We start from the raw sequence: 17,353 nt of genomic DNA, 5'->3' as shown, positions 1-17,353 counted from the left end.
ACTCCTTCCCGTGCAGCCCCCGTTGTCCGGCCAGAGGTTCCGTGTTCCACTGAATCTTTTCTGGCACATCGGTCACGGGTCACCCGCCTCCGGGCGGGCAGGCACTCCATGGGGGGTCCGTGTGTGAAGAACTGGGCTTCGAGAAACTCCTCGGCGAGGAGGGCTTCTTCGCGCGGCTGCTCGGACGGACGCCGTCCGGGGCCGGCCGGGACCTGCTGTACGGCCCCGACCTCCCCGTCGTCCTGCTCACCGGCGGCCCGGGCATGGGCAAGGGCCGCCTGCTGCGCGCCGTACGGGACCGCTTCGCCGCCAAGGCGCCGGTGATCCACCTGGACTGCGCCTCACCGGTGTACGCGGACCGCGCGGACCCGGAGCCCGGCGCCCGCTCGGCCACGACCGAGGCACTGGTCGAGGTCGCCCGGAGGCTCTGCACCTGGCAGGGCACGGGCGGCTCGTTCGCCTTCCCGCGGCTCTTCCCGGGCCTAGCCATGATCGCGACCGGCGTCACGGAGGGCACGCCCGAGGCGGTCGCCACGGAGGCGGAACGCTACGAGGGCCTGGCCCAGAAGCAGCGCCTGCGGGGCCTGGGCACCGGCGACTTCTGGCGGGGCGTGCTGCGCGGCGCCATCCGGAACCTGCTGATGACCCTGTACGGGCAGGCGCTCGACCCGTACTCGGCGGCCGTGAGCAACGCCCTGCTGGACGCCGTCTTCCAGCGACTGGGCCCCCGGGGCAGGGCGGAACTGGAGCGGCTCTACGGCGCCTATCCGGGGGCGGCCGGCCAGCCCCGGATCGGGCTGCGCATCCTCGCCGCCGACTTCCGCGCCGGCGGCGAGTCACGGGAGGTCGCTGAGGGCTTCCTGTTCCGGGCCCTGCGCGAGGACCTGGAGGCGGCGTACGCCTCGCCCTCCGGCTGGCTCCGCCGGGTCGGCCGCCCGGCGATGCTGCTGGACCACGCCGAGTCGCCCCTCGGCGAGCGGCTGCTGCGGGCCGTACTCACCGACCGCCGGGGCGGGCAGCGCGACCGCGTGGTGATCGTGGGCACGGCACGCCGTACGGACGGCGGCGCCTTCCTGCACGGCGGCCTGCCGTCCGAGGAGGTGGCGCCCCCGGCGGAGTACCGTCCGGCCGACGGCGCCCCGCCCGCCTGGTCCCGGCGTACGGACGGGGCCGCGGACCGGGCACCCCTGGCCGACGGCGTGATCCTGCTGCGGATGCCCCTGCTCACCGGCGACCAGCTCCGCCGCGAAACCGTACGAAGACAGCAGCGCGCCGAGCCGGAGGGCGGCACGAACCGCCGCCGTATCGACGCGGCCGTGGCCCGGCTGAGCGGCGGCCGCCCGCACACGGTGATCCGCCTCTCCGCCGCAGCCGCGGCCTTCCGCATGCCGGCGGACGCCAACGACCGCGACATCCTGGACGCCCCGCTGCGGCTCCCCGGCGACGACACCCCCGAACGCCCGGTCGCGGAGGTCCTGCTCCGCGAACTGATCCTGGACCAGTTACCCGTACGGCTCCCCACCGAGCACCGCGCCCAGTGGCTCGACCTCCTCTCCCACCTGTCGGTGGCCCACGACACGGAGTGCGCGGACGTCCTGCTCCGCCACCACCAGTCGGGCCACGTCCACCACCTGACCGCCCATCACGTGTCCCAGCTCCTCACCGACACCGGATGGCCCACCTGCGAACGCCACTTCATCGGCGACTTCGGCCTCCGCCAGCTGCTGGTGCACCGGCTCTACGGACTGCGCCCCGGCGGCGCCGCCTGGTACGCCGACCACCATCTGCTGCGCGACCACTACGCGGAACGCGCGGCGGGGGAGCGGCAGGACGCCCATGGCGACGAGGGCGGCGGGGGCGACGGGGGCGATGGGGGCGGTGGGGCCTTCCGGTCGCTCACCGCACACCGGATGAACCACCACCTGGTGTCGGGCGGCGCGGACGACGTGGTCAGCCACCTCGCCGCCACCCTCCCCGGCCGCCCCGGCGCCTGGTGCGCGGATCTCCTGGAGATCGCCCAGGCCCCCTACCCGGGCGGGGCGGACGCCCGACGCGAGCGAGCCCAGGGCTTGGTGGGGGCGGACGGCCCGCCCCTGCGCCGCACGGTCGACCAGCTGCTGCACGCGGTGTGGCTGTGCGAGGAGCGCACCAGACCCACCGGCAAGGAGACCGCCCGCACGCTGGTCAAGCTGCTGGACCTGCTCTCGATCATGGACTTCGAGGGCGCGGGCCGCCTCAGCAGGACGGCGACGGACTGGAGCGGCCTCGCGGAGAACGAACAGCCCCTGCTGCGCTGCACCTGCACCGAACAGCTCCGGCGAAGGAGATAACGGGCATGCCCAGATGGCGGAAGATCCTCTACTCGGTGCTGCTCGTAGGGGCGATCGTGGCAGGCGTGGCCCTCACCACCGCCCTCCTCGGCAGGCCGGACACCTGCGCCGACGGCGTCGAGCGGATCGAGGGCGAGTGCGTCGGCGTCAACGGCGAGGGCTACGACTTCGGCACCCCGGAGATCGCGGACGTGGCCCGGGCCATCGCCCGCGAGAACCAGCGGATCGCGGACCAGCCGCATGTCACGGTGGCGATGATGCTGCCGCTCCAGTCGGACCGCGAGGCCCTGCGCCGGCAGATGCGCAGTGACCTCCAGGGCGCGTACCTGGGCCAGCGGCAGGCCAACGAGGGCGAGGGCGAACCTCCCAGGATCCGCCTGGTCCTGGCCAACCCGGGGCAGGCCTACGGCCATCAGTCGAAGGTCGTCGACACCCTGCTGCGGATGGCCGCCTCCCCGGAGGACCGGCTGCGCGCCGTCACCGGCTTCAACCTGAGCCTCGCCGCCACGGAGGCGGCGGTGAAGCGCCTGACGGAGAACCAGATCCCGGTCCTCGCGGCCAGAATCAGCGGCGACAGAATCGCGAACGAGGACCGGCCGGACGGCATGGCCGCCCTGAAGTTCCCCGGCCTGGCCCGCATCCTCCCCACCAACAACGACGCGGCCCAGGCCCTGGCCAACTTCAACGGCGAGCGCGGCCGCCGGAACCTCAGGACCGTCCTGGTCTACGACAAACGCCCCGACGGCTACAACGAGTCGCTGGCCAGGGCGTTCAGCAGGATCAAGGAGGAGGGACCGGCCGGCCCCGCCGCGATGTCCTTCGAGTCCCCGTCCATCGACGATCCGGGCTCGACCGGCAACCAGTTCACGCAGACGGCCAACAACATCTGCGACTCCGAGGCCGACACGATCTACTTCGCGGGCCGCACGCTCCACCTGCGCATCTTCGCCCTCAAACTCGCCCAGGTGGGCTGCGAGAACCGCCACTACACGATCGTCAGCGGCTCCGACGCGGCATCGCTGCGCCAGGCCATGACGGAGAAGGACTGGGCCCGGCTGCGCGGCGACGACGGCAGGGCGAAGGTGACGGTGCAGTACGCGGCCCCCGCACACCCCGACGCCTGGACCACGGAACTGGCGAAATGGACGAGGAACTACACGGCGACCCACCACAAGAAGCCGTCCGCCCAGGACCTCCCCCAGTACCTCACCGAACCCCAGGCGGCCCTGGACACCCTGAGAAACCAGATCAAGGCCACCCAGCGCGAAGGCATCGCTCTGGGCTCCACCCCGAACCTGGACGACTCCCGCACGATGCTCGTCCACGACGGCCTCCTCACCATCGGCAAGGCCCTCCACCAGGCCCAACGAGGCGCCCCCGAGACCACCGCCCCCACCCGCGAGGACGTGGGCCGCCAATGGTCCCTCCTCCAGTCCCGCCACCGGGTCCATGCCACCAGCGGCCTGATCTGCCTCACCACCGGCGGCAACGCCTACGACAAACCGGCCGCCATCGTCGAACTCGACCCGGGCCGAAAAGGCGAGGGCACCCTGAAGTTCGTCGGCCTGGGCTGGCCGACGGGCACACCACAGCCGAAGAACTGCGTGATCCCGAGCACGACACCTTGATCCAAAGCCGACCGGCCGGGCCAGACAACGTCGAAGGGCCCCACTGCGAACAGTGGGGCCCTTCGACTTCGTGCCCGGTGAGGCACTGGCGGAGGATACGAGATTCGAACTCGTGAGGGGTTGCCCCCAACACGCTTTCCAAATGTTCGTCTGGGTGTCCGGGGCGAGACGAGGGCGTCCTGAACTGCGGCGGAGCAGGTGATAGGAGGCGGTTCGAACGGCTCCGGACGGGGGTGAATGAGACCGAAAATGAGACCAGAGATGGCCACGTTGCCCCTGCTCAATGACGGTCCCTGCAGTGTGAGGGCCGCGTTGGCAACGAGCCCTCTCACGGAGATCCGCCGGCGTTCTCCTCATCGTTCAGGAGCCGCATCGCGTATACGTGCTCCTCCGGATGCCGTGCCAGCCGCGCCAACACCCAGGCAGTGCGAGCGTCCATGCCTGGCCCAAACTCGACCGTCAGCCGACGGGCCTGCCAGGTCGTCCGAGGCGCGAGTACCCAGCGCATGAGAGGAAACCGCACCCGGCCAATGCCTGTCGCCGACGACCTCGCTGGCCCGGTTGCTTGCTTCGGCGACGGGCCGGGACCATCTGGCGCGTGCGGGGGCGTGTCGGTCACGTGGTGAATGTCATGGCGCATCAATGTCCTACGGAGTTGATCAGCCTGATGACCACCGAAAAGAGCGGAAGGAGTCGCTGTTGTTGACGTCGGAGGCGGCCAGGCCCGAGTTCGCGGCAGGTCCGGTCTGGGCTGAAATCCGTCTGCGTCGTGCCTACGGGCCCGGTAACGTCATGCGGCGTGACCGAGACTGGTGTTCAGCCCGATCCTGCCGACGAGCAGACGGCTCCGAAGGCAGCCGGGCGACCTTCCCTGCTGGATTGGCAGAAGCGGCTCAATGCCTCGCCAGGCTGTCGTGCCATCGCGCTCGGAGACCGAGTCAAGCGCATAGGGTACGTGTTTCAGGGCAACATCGCGCAGTACAAGTCCCTGGTCGCCGAACTGCAGAACCCGGTGGTATCTGGTCCGATCCTCGACGTGCGCAATCCCGACGCGCACGACCAGCTACTTTCCGAGGCTGAGCGGCTACTGCACAACGTGCTGATGGCGATGAGCACCCGGGTCGATCAGCAGCGCTGTTTCATGGAGGAGCACTTCCAAGATGACTCGGCGCTGATGAATGAATACCGCAGCAAGGTCGCCTCCATGTTTCAGAATGACCTGGAGGCTAAATTCTTGAAAGGGCTGCGCAATTACATCACCCATGCTCAACTCCCTGTAGCGCAGAGTGGGCAGACCTTCGGGCCGGAGTCCTTCGAGATCACCTTTACTTTGCCTGCTGAACCCCTGCTCGCGTGGAGTCGCTGGAGCGGTGAACTGCGCGCCTGGATCGCTGGTCAGGGTGATGCGGTTGTCATCGTTGATGTGGTTGACGCGTATGCTCGTAAGGCTGGCGAGCTCGACAAGTGGGTATTCGACCGAATCGCTCTTAAGTACCGGGCCGATATTGATCCATATCTGCGCGAGTGTGCGGAATTCGATCGTGAGGTTGCTCGCGTCTTCGGGGCATAGTCGCCGCGGGGGTGCCTGACTGGGGATCAGGTGAGCCGAAGCCGCTGCGTGCAGTTGCTTACGAGAGATCCAGTGACCGGAACCGTCGCGGCTCAAGGTGAGAGGGCCACGCTCGCGGGTCGCCGTCGCTGGGATTGCGTGACCTCTCGCGGCAGTCCGATCCAGCCATGGCCGACTTGCGCCCTTCTCGCGCTGCCTCGGGCTGCCCAGATTGCCGTACACGGACCTGTGGGGAGGGTTTCGATCGTGGCTGGGCGTAGACGGGGGACGGTTGCCCGCCGACGCTCGACCATCGCAGAGTCGGCCTCCGTCCAGGAGACCCGAAACGGTCAGCTCCGAGTACCGGGCCCTGCCGAGGGCAAACGGCAAGCCATCTTCAGGCAGGCAGTAACGACTGCTGCGTAGCAAGCGGTTTCAGCCATGGGCCAAGCGAAAAGCCAAGTGCAGTGCTCGAGCACGAATGTTGGACAGCAATCAATTTCAGCCATGCTGAATGGACCTAATCAGTTTGCATGTACATGGTGCTATGGTCCTCCATGATCGCGTTCACGTGGCGCATAGCCGGTTAGGACATGTAATGAGTGACAAGCGAACTCCTGACGTTGCTGTCGGAGTTGCCGCCTTCAATGTGGTGCTGACATTGGCGGCAACCGTAGCGACGTGGGATGGCGGCCCTAGCCCCTGGGCGGCGGCGGCCGCGAGTTCCCTGCTTGTTCTGTTCGTGGTCCTTGGCCGTCGCTAACGCCTGACGCGTCTGCATCACTCGTGCTGGCTGCATCGGGCAGTCACCTAGGAAGAAGGATTCCATGAGACTTTCATGCCGTTTAGCCATCGCGGCTCTCGCTGGCGTGGCCCTGATCGGCACAACCGCCGCTCAGAGCAACGCCTACGCCCCTGCAGCGTCTGCTTCCGTGTCGACCAACAACGGTTTGTCTCCCGAGGCTTCCGCACTCGTCGACAATGTCCAGAAGCTGAGGGACCAGTCCTCCCTTCTGGAGGGCGAGCGGGCGCAGACGTGGGTGAGCCGCGTCCAGACTGCGCTGGACGGCAAGGAGATATCCGCACATCTGAAGGCGGGCTCGTCCCTGGCGTTCGAACGCGCCACCGTCTACGCGTTCAAGGACGGAAAGACTCAGGTCGCTGTGCCCGTCAGCGACCAAGTCGTCGGTGCCAGCCTGAACGTCGTCTTCGACTCCTCTGGCAAAGTGGACAACACGCTGGAGATGCAGCTCACCCACGACGACAAGACCGGTCACGCGCAGGTCTGGCGCAACGGCTCTCTGGTTGCCGACAAGATCATCAAGGCTGCCGACCTCCCGAGTGTGGGATCCCAGCCTCCGATCAGCACCATGGGCTTCAGCTGGTCAAAGTTCAACAACTGCCTCTCCGCCGCGGGAGTGGCGTCCTGGACTCTCGCGCTGATCGCGACTGCGTGCGCGGGCGTGTGTGTGGGAACAGCCGGGGCGGCGTGCGTGCCCTGCATCACCGCTGCCGGGGGACTCGGCGCTGGCACGGTGTGGTTCTGCTTCGGTAAGGCCACCTGAGGCATCAGACCTCAGTAAGATCTGCAGCCGTTCGCCCTCATTCGCACTGAGGGCGAACGGCTGCAGTCCGTACCACAAGGTAGCGCAATTCTGCCCTGCCAGGGCGCTGACCTGAACCTCCACGAGCAGGGCACTGTCCGGGCCCTGCTCAACGTGGCGCTGGCCTGTGGGTGGCAACCGGGGGAGCGGCGGCTGCTGGAAGTCGATGGCTGGACCCTGCTGGAGGCGGCGGCCGCCGCGCGAGCCGGGGAGTGTCGCCCCTGAGGCTTCGCCACACACGGTCCGCATCCGGCTGCGATCCCTCTCCCACCCGAACAGTGGACCGAGCTGTGTCATCGACCCCCTGTTTCCCCAGGTGGACACGCTCACCTGTGCACAGTTCAGCTGAGCCGCGAGTTACGCGATCTGCTGGGTGCCAAGGTGCACTTCGGGGCCGACCGGGCGGTGTTCGTGACGACCACGCGCTTCAGCCGTCCCTCCGAGCGGTTCGCAGTGCAGCACGGCATCCCCGCGGTGCACCGCGACCACCTCGGCTTGTGGAACAACGGAGCCTCCCTGCTGTCCCTGAGCGAGGTGAACGGCCGCGGCCAGGGGGACTCACAGCACCGGGCGCGCTGGAAGCGGGCATACGGGAGATGACCAGCCTCGCGGGTGCGCGAGGCCGGATCTTGCAGGACATTTTGCAGCGTGACCTCTGGTTGTGCCGACATCGCTTGTCGACGGCGGCGCGGTTACACGCGGGCGGGTACGCCGGCCAGGCCGTCGTCACCATCCTCGCCATCTTCGGCGCGTGTCTTGCGGTCGCGTGCTCCATCCAGGCTGTCGAGGCTTCCACGGTGGAAGTCCGCGAGGGTGCCGGCGGTCTCCGCACCGGCTGAGGCGCCGGGTAGGCCCTCGATACGCAGGCCGGAGGTCGTATGGGCGACGGAATAGCCCAGTTCCTGGAGGATGCCGGTGAGTGCGTGGTGCACGTAGGCACGTGTGCTGCGGTGCAGGAGGCCGGCCCGTCCGTCAGCCAGTCCTTCGGTCTGTTCGCGTGCCGCGGCTGAGCGTGCAGTAGTGGAGACGAACCACTCCAGTGATGCGGCCCTTGTGCCGGCTGACGAGATCAGCACGCCGACGGCTTGAGTCCGGTCGTCTGTTTCTGCGACGAGGAGCCCCATGCCTTTACAGAGGGTCTCCAGTTCGGTCGCGATGTGGTTTCCGTCGTGACGGTGGGTGCCCATGAGGGGAAGAACCTGTCAGGACTTACTGAGCGGCGGCTCCGGCGAGTGGCCTCTGTCCCATGTAGTACTCCAAGGTGATCTGCATCCCGTTGAGTGTCTCTACCAGCCGCTCGAGTTGTGTCTTGGTGTCCTCCAGCTCGCTTCGATAGGACTCCGCGCGACTTTCCGCCGCGACCCGCCCCTCTTTCTCCTTTGCGACGCGGCGTAGGGCTGCAGGCGGGAGGGTGCGGTCTCCTCCATGGGTGGATCCGGGGATACCGAGCTGTTGCTTACGCTTGTGCACCCAACCGTTCACGGTCCTGCGCGGGACCTCGTAATCGATGCTCAGCTCCAGCACGGTCTTGGTCCCGGCGATAACGAGATCCGCCAGTTCCGCGCGCTTCTCCGGGGACACCTTGGACTGGAACGTCACTGCGTACCTCTGCCTTTCGATCAAGGGCTGTCTCACGCGGAGTAACTTCGCCTGGGCGGGAGAGGTGCGAACGTAGACGGAATCCCATCCGACTGTGCGACTAATGCTGTTGAAGGTGACGCCTCGTCAACGGAATGGGTGCGGGAACGCCGGCCTCCGGGGCGTACAGAATCACTGGACCGAACAGTTCGGGCGGATCACGAAGCCCAACCGTGGCTCAGGGGGAGCTGGCCAGTATGGTGGGCGTGGCGTTGCTCGATGATCCATTGCTCGACCTGGTCCACAGATTCGGTGACGGGCCGGTCCGTGGTGTCGAGCACCTGTGTGTGCCATCGGGGATCACCGGCATTCCAGCTGGTCCAGCGGTGCCAGGCCATCTCGGGCCAGCTGTTGTCGATGATGACGTCGGGCCGGTGAGATGGGTCCAGGGCGTGCTTGCGGTGCCATACGGCCCAGCCGATGTAGGCGTCGATCGCCTTAAGCGGCGCGGTACGTGGGTCTACTACCGGGTTGAGCCGTCCGTGCTGGCTGCGATGGGCAAGCTGCTGACCTTGCCAGTCGTGGCCTGATCCCGGGGAGGGGGTGTCGTGGGGTCGATGACGCTGACCGTGCCGTCTTCGAGGGCGCGGTTCCATGCCGTGCTGTAGACCCGCAGTTCTTCCTCGGACAGTTCGAGATCGCCGTGAACTCGCACTGTGCTGGTGTCCCAGGGGCGTTTCCCGTCGCGGCGCGGGGTGAGCAGTACGCCCAGGGTGGACGATTCCTCCGTTCGGCCGGTGCGCGAGGTCACTTCGTGGTGTCGCAGCTGTATGTGGGCGGAGAAGCTGGCCCGGATGACGGGGTCGAAGCGGGTTGCGGCGCCCACGACGAGCTGGCGGGTGCCGTCTTCGTTGAGCATGCGCCGAAAGCGCCACTTGCAGTGCTCGTCGGGGACCTGCGGCACATCCTGCAGCATGTCCAGCAGCAGGTGGCCCCATTCGGTGCGGGCCGGGACGGGCAGTCGATCGAGGTCGGAGAGGATCGTGAACCGGTTGGCTTCGGTGAGCTTGTCACTCAGCGAGGTGAGGGCTATGTCCTCGAGCATGATGCGGAGCATCAGGTGGGCGTTGGTGCCGTCTGTGCCTGCCGGGGCCTGCGGGAGTTGCGGCGTAGAGAACAGCGTGCCGCCGGGTCCTACCAGCTCGGTGTTGATGTCGGCTGGTGGTTCGGTGGCGTCAGCGGCGGCGAACTCGTAGTAGCGCACCGGTTCCTGCCCCAGCGGAATCGCAGGTTCAGCGGCAGCGCGGAACAGGTAGTCGAGGACGGCTGTGGTGGAGCGCAGCTGGTCGAAGAGGAAGTCCCAGTCGCGGCGGGTCAGCGCGATAGCGGGCATGCCGATCGGCTGCCAGGTGGCCTCGGTGTCCTCCGGAACCTGCGGGTGGTCCAGCAGGAATACCGCGATCCACTCATAGGAGCCGCCGTCGACGCTCAGTGTCCGGCCGCGGCCGTTGACCATGTCGGCGGGCACCATGCGCAGTTGGCGGACGGTGCCTTTGGCCTGGCTCATCGCCTTGGCAGCCACCTTTTGGATCCAGCTCGCTTCCTGAGCGGCCGGCTTGGGTGTGATGGTGCGTGCCTTGACCTGGATGACCGCGCCGCGACTGCCGGAAAGGAGCAGCCGGTCGCCCAGCTCCCGCTGGCCCGAGCCCTTGGTCGCGTGCGCTGTCTGCTTGAACACGAAGTCGGGCATGCCCCAGGTGGCCGCGGCGGTGTGGACTGCCGCTTCCGCACCAGCTCCGTGATCGATATGAGACGGCAGGGGCAGGGCGGGCGGGATGCGGCGCAAATGCGTTCCCTGGGGCGTGTCCACGATGAGGGTGAGACCGCTGGGGTCGTCGTCTTCCACGAAGCGCCGCAGGGCAGATGAGGGCTGTTCTGTCACAAACGCTCATTAGACGCCCCAGCCGGGCCTCAGCGCGCCGGGTTTTCGTTCTTCGGCCTTCAGCTCAGGAGGTCGTGGATCCGCTGGGCGGCGTCGCGGGCCGTCCGGCCGACGCCGATGAGGGTGGCCGAGGCGGGTCCGGTCCAGTCGCCGTAGCCGAGCAGGTGCAGTCGCAGTTCGTCCATGGCCCGGGTGCCAGCGGTGGCGATGTGGCCGCGTCGGCCGCGGAGCTGCAGCGGTGCGAGATAGGAGGGGGCGGGGCGGAAGCCGGTGCACCAGATGATCGCGTCGGCCTCGGCGCGGGTGCCATCAGCCCATTCGACTCCGTCGGGGACGAGGCGGGTGAACATCGGGCTTGCCTTGAGCAGACCACGGTCGCGTGCCTCACGGATGGGTGGGACAGCGACGATGTCCCCGAGCGAGGCGACGCCACCGGTGTCCGTACGCCTCTGGTCGAGCGCGCGGCGGCGGGCGGTGGCCGCGTCGAACAGGGCGCGGCCGTCGATGCCGTCGGCTAGGAAGCGCGGCGGGCGCTGGGTGACCAAGGTCAGCTCGGTGTCGTAGGCGAGGTCAGCTGCGATCTGGGCGCCGGAGTTGCCGCCGCCGACCACGATCACCCGGCGGTCTGCGAAGTCCTGTGGCCGCCGGTAGTCGACGGTGTGCAGTTGCCGGCTGCCGAAGTCCGTGAGGTCGGGCACGGCTGGGAGGAAGGGGCGCCACCAGGTGCCGGTCGCACTGATCACGGCGCGAGCCCGCCAGGTGCCCGAGTCCGTCTCCACACGCAGGAACCCGCCGTCCGGTGCACGCCGAGCACTCGTACGGGCCCAAGATCTCCTTCGCGTTCGACAGCGAGATCGCGGAGATCAAGGCAAGCAACGGGACGCTCGCCGGCGTCGTCTTGCGTGAGGTCTTCACCGGCAAGACCCGCGACCTGGACGTCACCGGCCTGTTCATCGCCATCGGCAACGACCCGCGTACCGAGCTGTTCAAGGGCCAGCTGGACCTGGACGAGGAGGGCTACCTCAAGGTCGCCTCGCCCTTCACCCGCACGAACATCCCCGGCGTCTTCGCCGTCGGCGGCGTCGTCGACCACACCTACCGCCAGGCCATCACCGCCGCTGCCAGTGCGTGCGCGGCGGCCCTCGATGCCGAGCGATACCTCGCGGCCCTTGGCCACGATGCGGCATCGGCGCCGGAAACGATGTCGGTCACGGCATAGGCCCAGCGCGGTGTCGGCCGCCCGGGGTGCTCAGCTTGAACTCAACCGCCAGCAGGCAGCCCTGGAAGTACGGTCCCCGTGTATGCGGCGAGCACGCTGCCGAGCGCGCCGCTTACGACGGGGGAGTTCAGGATCGCCACGACGGAGGCACCCCACCGGCGGAGGCGTCCCGGATCCGGATTGTCGCTACTGGCTTCCTCCTCGATGCGGTTCGCCAGTTGGGTGAACTCGGCGATGTCATCTTCTGGAAGGTCGAGCATTGGAGCGGCCTGCCGGAGCGCACGGGCCAGCATGACGACGTCCGCCAGATTGACACCGCTGTTCGTGGTCGCGGTCAACGTGAAGTCGCGACTGTTGGCCGCAATGTTGCCCGTGTTCGATCCGATGTTGAAGGTGGTGTGCCCGCCACTGTTGCGGCGCTCGTAGGCACTGATGTCGCCCTGGTAGTTCTCCACGCAGTCTTCTCCCTCAGCGGTGATCTCCGCTTGGACGGGCCCGTCCCCACTCGCGAGCATGTGGCCGTTGATCAGCCCTCGGGACTGGAGGTGGCCGGCGGCCCGGTCGACCTCGTGAGGGGTGAGTCGCTCACCCTCGAAGAGCGACTGTGGGGCACTCAGCACGTCCGCGACGGTCGGCATGGTCGCGCCCTCGTGCCTCCGGTGCCACAACCAGACCAGTAGCCCTTCGCGGGCGGCGGCGACCCGGGCCGCTGGGTCGGCCCGCCGACGCTTAAGCTCGCTCACCCACTGGATGCCACTCGGTGTGAGATTGGCGGCAGGATCACCGAACGAGGAGAAGTGATCGTCCAGCAGCCCGAGGCTCTTGCAGTACTGCAGGAGCCGGAACGTCTGCCGATCGTCGAGGCCGTGCGTCGCACCGAACTCGATGATCGACACTGCTGCCATCGGATCAGCGGCCGTGCGGTCAGAGACCCACTCCACAAGCGATTCGTGCAGCTCAGCGAAGTCAATGACCACAAGTGCTCCCTTGCACGAGGCGGCAGTACCGGTGAGCGTAAACGGTGGCACTGACAGCCACACGGTTCCCAGCCTGGCTGCACATGCCGGGCAATTACCAGTCCCGTATCGCGAAGCTGTCATGCCGCTCGTGGTCCCGGTGCTCAACGGGGCAGTTCGCCGAGGTCCGCCCCAGTCCGATCACTGCAACTGAGACCAAAACTGAGACCACGCACGACGAAGGGCCCCACCGCGAACGGTGGGGCCCTTCGACATCGTGCCCGGTGAGGCACTGGCGGAGGATACGAGATTCGAACTCGTGAGGGGTTGCCCCCAACACGCTTTCCAAGCGTGCGCCCTAGGCCTCTAGGCGAATCCTCCGTCGAAGACATTACATGACTGGGAGGAGTGCTCGCGAACTCGTTCCCTGCCCCTGACATCAGGTAACCTTGGCGCAGCCCCTCACGCGGCGCTATCTGACTGAACTCCCCCAGGGCCGGAAGGCAGCAAGGGTAGGTTGGCTCTGGCGGGTGCGTGGGGGGCGTCTGCGTTCCCGGGGCGGGACCCGATGTCAGTGGGCGCCTATAACCTCGTATGCGTGTCGTCTCTCGCTCTGTACCGCCGCTATCGCCCGGAGACCTTCGCCGAGGTCATCGGGCAGCAGCACGTCACCGACCCGTTGCAGCAGGCGCTGCGCAACAACCGGGTCAACCACGCGTACCTGTTCAGCGGGCCGCGCGGGTGTGGCAAGACGACCAGCGCGCGGATCCTGGCGCGGTGTCTGAACTGCGAGCAGGGGCCGACGCCCACCCCGTGCGGTGAGTGCCAGTCGTGTCAGGACCTCGCGCGCAACGGCCCCGGTTCCATCGACGTCATCGAGATCGACGCCGCGTCGCACGGTGGCGTGGACGACGCCCGTGACCTGCGCGAAAAGGCCTTCTTCGGACCCGCGCGCAGCCGGTACAAGATCTACATCATCGACGAGGCCCACATGGTCACGTCGGCCGGCTTCAACGCGCTGCTGAAGGTCGTCGAGGAGCCGCCGGAGCACCTCAAGTTCATCTTCGCGACCACCGAGCCCGAGAAGGTCATCGGGACGATCCGCTCGCGGACCCATCACTATCCCTTCCGGCTCGTCCCGCCCGGGACCCTGCGGGACTACCTCGACGAGGTGTGCCAGAAGGAGACCATCCCGGTCGACGACGGTGTGCTCCCGCTTGTCGTGCGGGCCGGTGCCGGTTCCGTGCGTGACTCCATGTCCGTCATGGACCAGCTCCTCGCCGGTGCCACGGCGGACGGTGTGACGTATGCCATGGCGACCGCCCTGCTCGGGTACACCGACGGCTCCCTCCTCGACTCCGTGGTCGAGTCCTTCGCCACCGGCGACGGGGCCGCGGCCTTCGAGGTCGTCGACCATGTGATCGAGGGCGGGAACGACCCCCGTCGGTTCGTCGCCGACCTGCTGGAGCGGCTGCGTGACCTGGTGATCCTCGCCGCCGTTCCGGACGCGGCGGAGAAGGGCCTCATCGACGCCCCCGCCGATGTCGTCGAGCGCATGCAGGCCCAGGCCGGCACCTTCGGCCCCGCCGAGCTGAGCCGGGCCGCCGACCTCGTCAACGAGGGACTGACCGAGATGCGCGGCGCCAACTCGCCCCGTCTCCAGCTCGAACTGATCTGCGCCCGCGTCCTGCTCCCCGCCGCCTACGGCGACGACCGGTCCGTCATGGCCCGCCTGGACCGCATCGAGCGCGGCGTGAACTTCTCCGCGGGGCCCGCCGGCATGCCCGCCATGGGCTACGCGCCCGGGCCCGAGGGGCATGGGGGAGCGGCGGCTCCAGCGGCTGCGGCCGCTCCTCCGGTTCCGCCCGGTGGCGGTCCGGCCGCGGCCCGCGCGGCCGTACGGGCTTCCGGAGCACCGGGGAACGGGAACAGCGGCGGCAGCGGCGGCAGCGGCAACACGGGCGGCAGCGGCGGCGGTGATACGGCGGCTGCGGCCGGGTACACCCCCGACGCTCCCGGCACCCCGGGCTCCCCCGGTGCCTCCGCCGAGCAGCCCCCGGCCGCCACCGGCCCAGCGGCCACCGGCCCCGCCGCCGGCGGGCACGCCGAGCCGCCCCGGCCTCCCGAGCCATCCCAGGCACCCCCGGCACCCACGACGCCCGCACCTGGACCCGCATCCGCCCCGGCGGCCCCGGCCCCCGGCGCCTGGCCCACCGCCGCCTCCGCGGGCAGCGGCGGCCGTCGCCCCGGCGGCTGGCCCACGTCCGCCCCGGGGGCGTCAGGCCCCTCGGCAGGGAGTGCCTCGGCGGCGAACACGCCCGCGCCGAGCGCCCCCGCCCCCAGCACCCCGCCGGCGCCCTCGCCCTCGGCCTCCGCTCCGGCCGCCCCCGCCCCCGCCCCTGCCCCGGCAGGCGGCGGTCTCGACCCCCGCATGCTCTGGCCGAACATCCTGGAGGCCGTCAAGAACCGTCGGCGCTTCACCTGGATCCTGCTCAGCCAGAACGCCCAGGTGGCCGGCTTCGACGGCACGACCCTCCAGCTCGGCTTCGTCAACGCGGGTGCTCGGGACAACTTCCTGAGCAGCGGCAGCGAGGACGTGCTGCGGCAGGCGCTGGGCGAGCAGTTCAACGTCCAGTGGAAGATCGAGGCGGTCGTCGACCCCTCCGGCGGCTCCGCGCCCCCGGCCCCGGGAGGCCCGTCCGGCTTCGGAGGAGGCAACGCCGGCCCCGGCGGCGCACCCGGTGGCTACGGCGGCGGCAGCTACAGCTCCGGCGGTGGCGGCTACAACGCCGGAGGCGGCAGCGGCGGCAGCGGCGGTACGGCAACCGCCCAGCGCCCCGCCCCGTCCCAGTCGACCGCCCCGTCCACCCCCGCCCAGCAGTCGGGCGCGCCCTCTCCAGCCCCCACCTCCGCCCCCGCGGCGTCCGCCCCCGCACCCCAGCCCTCCGCCCCGAAGCCGCGCTCCGTGTCCGTCGAGGACGACATCCCCGAGGACGACGACCCCGACCTCGACGAGTCGGCCCTCTCCGGGCAGGACCTGATCGTCCGGGAGCTGGGGGCAACGGTGGTGGACGAGTTCACGAACGAGCACTAGCCGGCCGAACGAGCCCCAGCCCGGCCGAAGGAGCTCCAGCCCGGCCGAACGAGCCCCAGCCGCCCGGTCAGCAACCCCTCTTCGGAGGAACCTCCAACCCAACACCCCCACCCCCTTCGGAAGCCCGCACAAAGGAAACCCGGCGCTTCCCGTTAGGCTGACCCCCGTGAAGGTCCTCGTCATCGGCACCGGCGCCCGCGAACACGCCCTGTGCCACTCCCTGTCCCTCGACCCCGACGTCACCGCGCTGCACTGCGCTCCCGGCAACGCCGGCATCGCCGAGGTCGCCGAGCTGCACCAGGTCGACGCCCTGGACGGCGCCGCCGTGACCGCGCTGGCCACCCGGCTCGGCGCGGAACTCGTGGTCGTCGGGCCGGAGGCGCCGCTGGTCGCCGGTGTCGCCGACGCCGTGCGCGAGGCGGGTATCCCGGTCTTCGGCCCGTCCGGCCCGGCCGCGCAGCTCGAGGGCTCCAAGGCCTTCGCGAAGGACGTCATGGCGGCGGCCGAGGTGCCCACGGCACGCTCGTACGTCTGCACCACGGCGGACGAGGTCGACACCGCCCTCGACGCCTTCGGTGCTCCGTACGTCGTCAAGGACGACGGGCTCGCCGCCGGCAAGGGCGTCGTCGTCACCGACGACCTCGAAGCCGCCCGGGTCCACGCCGCGGCCTGCGAGCGCGTGGTCATCGAGGAGTTCCTCGACGGCCCCGAGGTCTCCCTGTTCGCCGTCACCGACGGCGAGACGGTCGTGCCGCTGCAGCCCGCCCAGGACTTCAAGCGCGCGCTGGACGGCGACGAGGGGCCGAACACGGGCGGCATGGGGGCGTACTCCCCGCTGCCGTGGGCCGACCCGAAGCTGGTCGACGAGGTGCTGCAGACGGTCCTGCAGCCGACCGTGGACGAGATGAAGCGCCGCGGCACGCCGTTCTCCGGTCTGCTCTACGCCGGTCTCGCGATCACCTCCCGCGGTGTCCGCGTGATCGAGTTCAACGCCCGCTTCGGAGACCCGGAGACCCAGGTCGTCCTGGCTCGTCTGAAGACGCCGCTGGCCGGCCTCCTGATGGCCGCCGCCACCGGCAACCTCGCCCACCTGGAGCCGCTGCGCTGGAGCGACGACGCGGCCGTGACCGTGGTCGTCGCCTCGCACAACTACCCGGGCACCCCGCGCACCGGCGACCCGATCACCGGCCTCGACGAGGTCGCCGCCCAGGACGCTCCGCACGCGTACGTCCTGCACGCCGGCACCAAGAGCGACGGGGACGCGATCGTCAGCGCGGGCGGCCGCGTCCTGTCCGTCACGGCCACCGGCAAGGACCTCGCCGAGGCCCGCGACCGCGCCTACAAGGCCGTCGGCCGGGTCCGCCTCGACGGCTCCCAGCACCGCACGGACATCGCCGCGAAGGCGGCAGACGCGTAACACCGCCGATGAACCCCACAGGCCCCGAATCCGTCT

General features: G+C 69.2%; 10 protein-coding genes, 1 tRNA gene, 1 other RNA gene and 3 pseudogenes. 10 read left to right on the top strand and 5 right to left on the bottom strand.

Annotated features, from left to right (window positions below; translation table 11 throughout):
* Positions 1-119: 119 nt before the first annotated feature.
* From ACZ6I3_RS18780 to ACZ6I3_RS18760, 5 genes are all read left to right on the top strand, one after another.
* A complete protein-coding gene (locus ACZ6I3_RS18780) occupies positions 120-2,330 on the top strand; it encodes a hypothetical protein (protein ID WP_469415800.1) in 2,211 nt (736 codons plus the stop codon).
* Positions 2,331-2,335: 5 nt separating this feature from the next.
* Entirely contained in the window at positions 2,336-3,958 is a 1,623-nt protein-coding gene (locus tag ACZ6I3_RS18775) for a type 1 periplasmic-binding domain-containing protein (protein WP_469415798.1), read from the top strand.
* Between the two features lie 799 nt (positions 3,959-4,757).
* Positions 4,758-5,528, top strand: a complete 771-nt coding sequence (locus tag ACZ6I3_RS18770) for a hypothetical protein (RefSeq protein WP_469415797.1) — start codon at positions 4,758-4,760, stop codon at positions 5,526-5,528.
* A 911-nt stretch (positions 5,529-6,439) separates the two neighbouring features.
* Positions 6,440-7,072: a hypothetical protein gene (locus ACZ6I3_RS18765; protein ID WP_469415795.1), complete on the top strand. Its 633-nt coding sequence runs from the start codon at positions 6,440-6,442 to the stop codon at positions 7,070-7,072.
* Between the two features lie 297 nt (positions 7,073-7,369).
* Positions 7,370-7,711, top strand: coding sequence for a restriction endonuclease (locus ACZ6I3_RS18760; RefSeq protein WP_469416021.1), 342 nt, complete (start codon positions 7,370-7,372; stop codon positions 7,709-7,711).
* A 92-nt stretch (positions 7,712-7,803) separates the two neighbouring features.
* Here the strand turns inward: ACZ6I3_RS18760 and ACZ6I3_RS18755 are convergent, their stop codons facing one another.
* Together ACZ6I3_RS18755 and ACZ6I3_RS18750 are read right to left on the bottom strand one after the other, a co-directional pair.
* A complete protein-coding gene (locus ACZ6I3_RS18755; protein WP_469415793.1) occupies positions 7,804-8,298 on the bottom strand; it encodes a hypothetical protein in 495 nt (164 codons plus the stop codon).
* 22 nt (positions 8,299-8,320) lie between these two features.
* Entirely contained in the window at positions 8,321-8,746 is a 426-nt protein-coding gene (locus ACZ6I3_RS18750) for a hypothetical protein (protein ID WP_469415792.1), read from the bottom strand.
* Between the two features lie 443 nt (positions 8,747-9,189).
* Between ACZ6I3_RS18750 and ACZ6I3_RS18745 the strand changes: the two are divergent.
* Positions 9,190-9,279 (top strand): annotated as a pseudogene (locus ACZ6I3_RS18745) (transcriptional regulator); the annotation flags it as partial.
* A 1,411-nt stretch (positions 9,280-10,690) separates the two neighbouring features.
* Here the strand turns inward: ACZ6I3_RS18745 and ACZ6I3_RS18740 are convergent.
* A pseudogene (locus ACZ6I3_RS18740) lies at positions 10,691-11,451 on the bottom strand (NAD(P)-binding domain-containing protein); the annotation flags it as partial.
* A gap of 6 nt (positions 11,452-11,457) precedes the next feature.
* Between ACZ6I3_RS18740 and ACZ6I3_RS18735 the strand changes: the two are divergent.
* A pseudogene (locus ACZ6I3_RS18735) lies at positions 11,458-11,850 on the top strand (NAD(P)/FAD-dependent oxidoreductase); the annotation flags it as partial.
* Between the two features lie 41 nt (positions 11,851-11,891).
* On the opposite strand, the gene ACZ6I3_RS18730 reads toward ACZ6I3_RS18735, so the two are convergent.
* Together ACZ6I3_RS18730 and ACZ6I3_RS18725 are read right to left on the bottom strand one after the other, a co-directional pair.
* The gene (locus ACZ6I3_RS18730; protein ID WP_469415791.1) at positions 11,892-12,827 is read right to left on the bottom strand and encodes a hypothetical protein; all 936 of its coding nucleotides are present in this window, start codon (positions 12,825-12,827) and stop codon (positions 11,892-11,894) included.
* Positions 12,828-13,099: 272 nt separating this feature from the next.
* Positions 13,100-13,187, bottom strand: a tRNA-Ser gene (locus tag ACZ6I3_RS18725).
* 73 nt (positions 13,188-13,260) lie between these two features.
* Between ACZ6I3_RS18725 and ffs the strand changes: the two genes are divergently transcribed.
* The 3 genes from ffs to purD all read left to right on the top strand — a co-directional run bounded on the left by ffs (position 13,261) and on the right by purD (position 17,317).
* Positions 13,261-13,355: signal recognition particle sRNA small type (gene ffs, locus ACZ6I3_RS18720), an RNA gene on the top strand.
* 49 nt (positions 13,356-13,404) lie between these two features.
* Complete coding sequence (locus tag ACZ6I3_RS18715; protein WP_469415789.1) at positions 13,405-15,900, top strand: DNA polymerase III subunit gamma and tau; 2,496 nt, start codon at positions 13,405-13,407, stop codon at positions 15,898-15,900.
* Between the two features lie 166 nt (positions 15,901-16,066).
* On the top strand, positions 16,067-17,317 hold the full coding sequence (purD, locus tag ACZ6I3_RS18710) for a phosphoribosylamine--glycine ligase (protein ID WP_469415787.1): 1,251 nt from the start codon (positions 16,067-16,069) through the stop codon (positions 17,315-17,317).
* Positions 17,318-17,353 lie beyond the last annotated feature (36 nt).

It is taken from the genome of Streptomyces sp. NPDC041940 (assembly GCF_055589465.1).
This window is presented reverse-complemented; position numbering and strand designations above follow the sequence as displayed.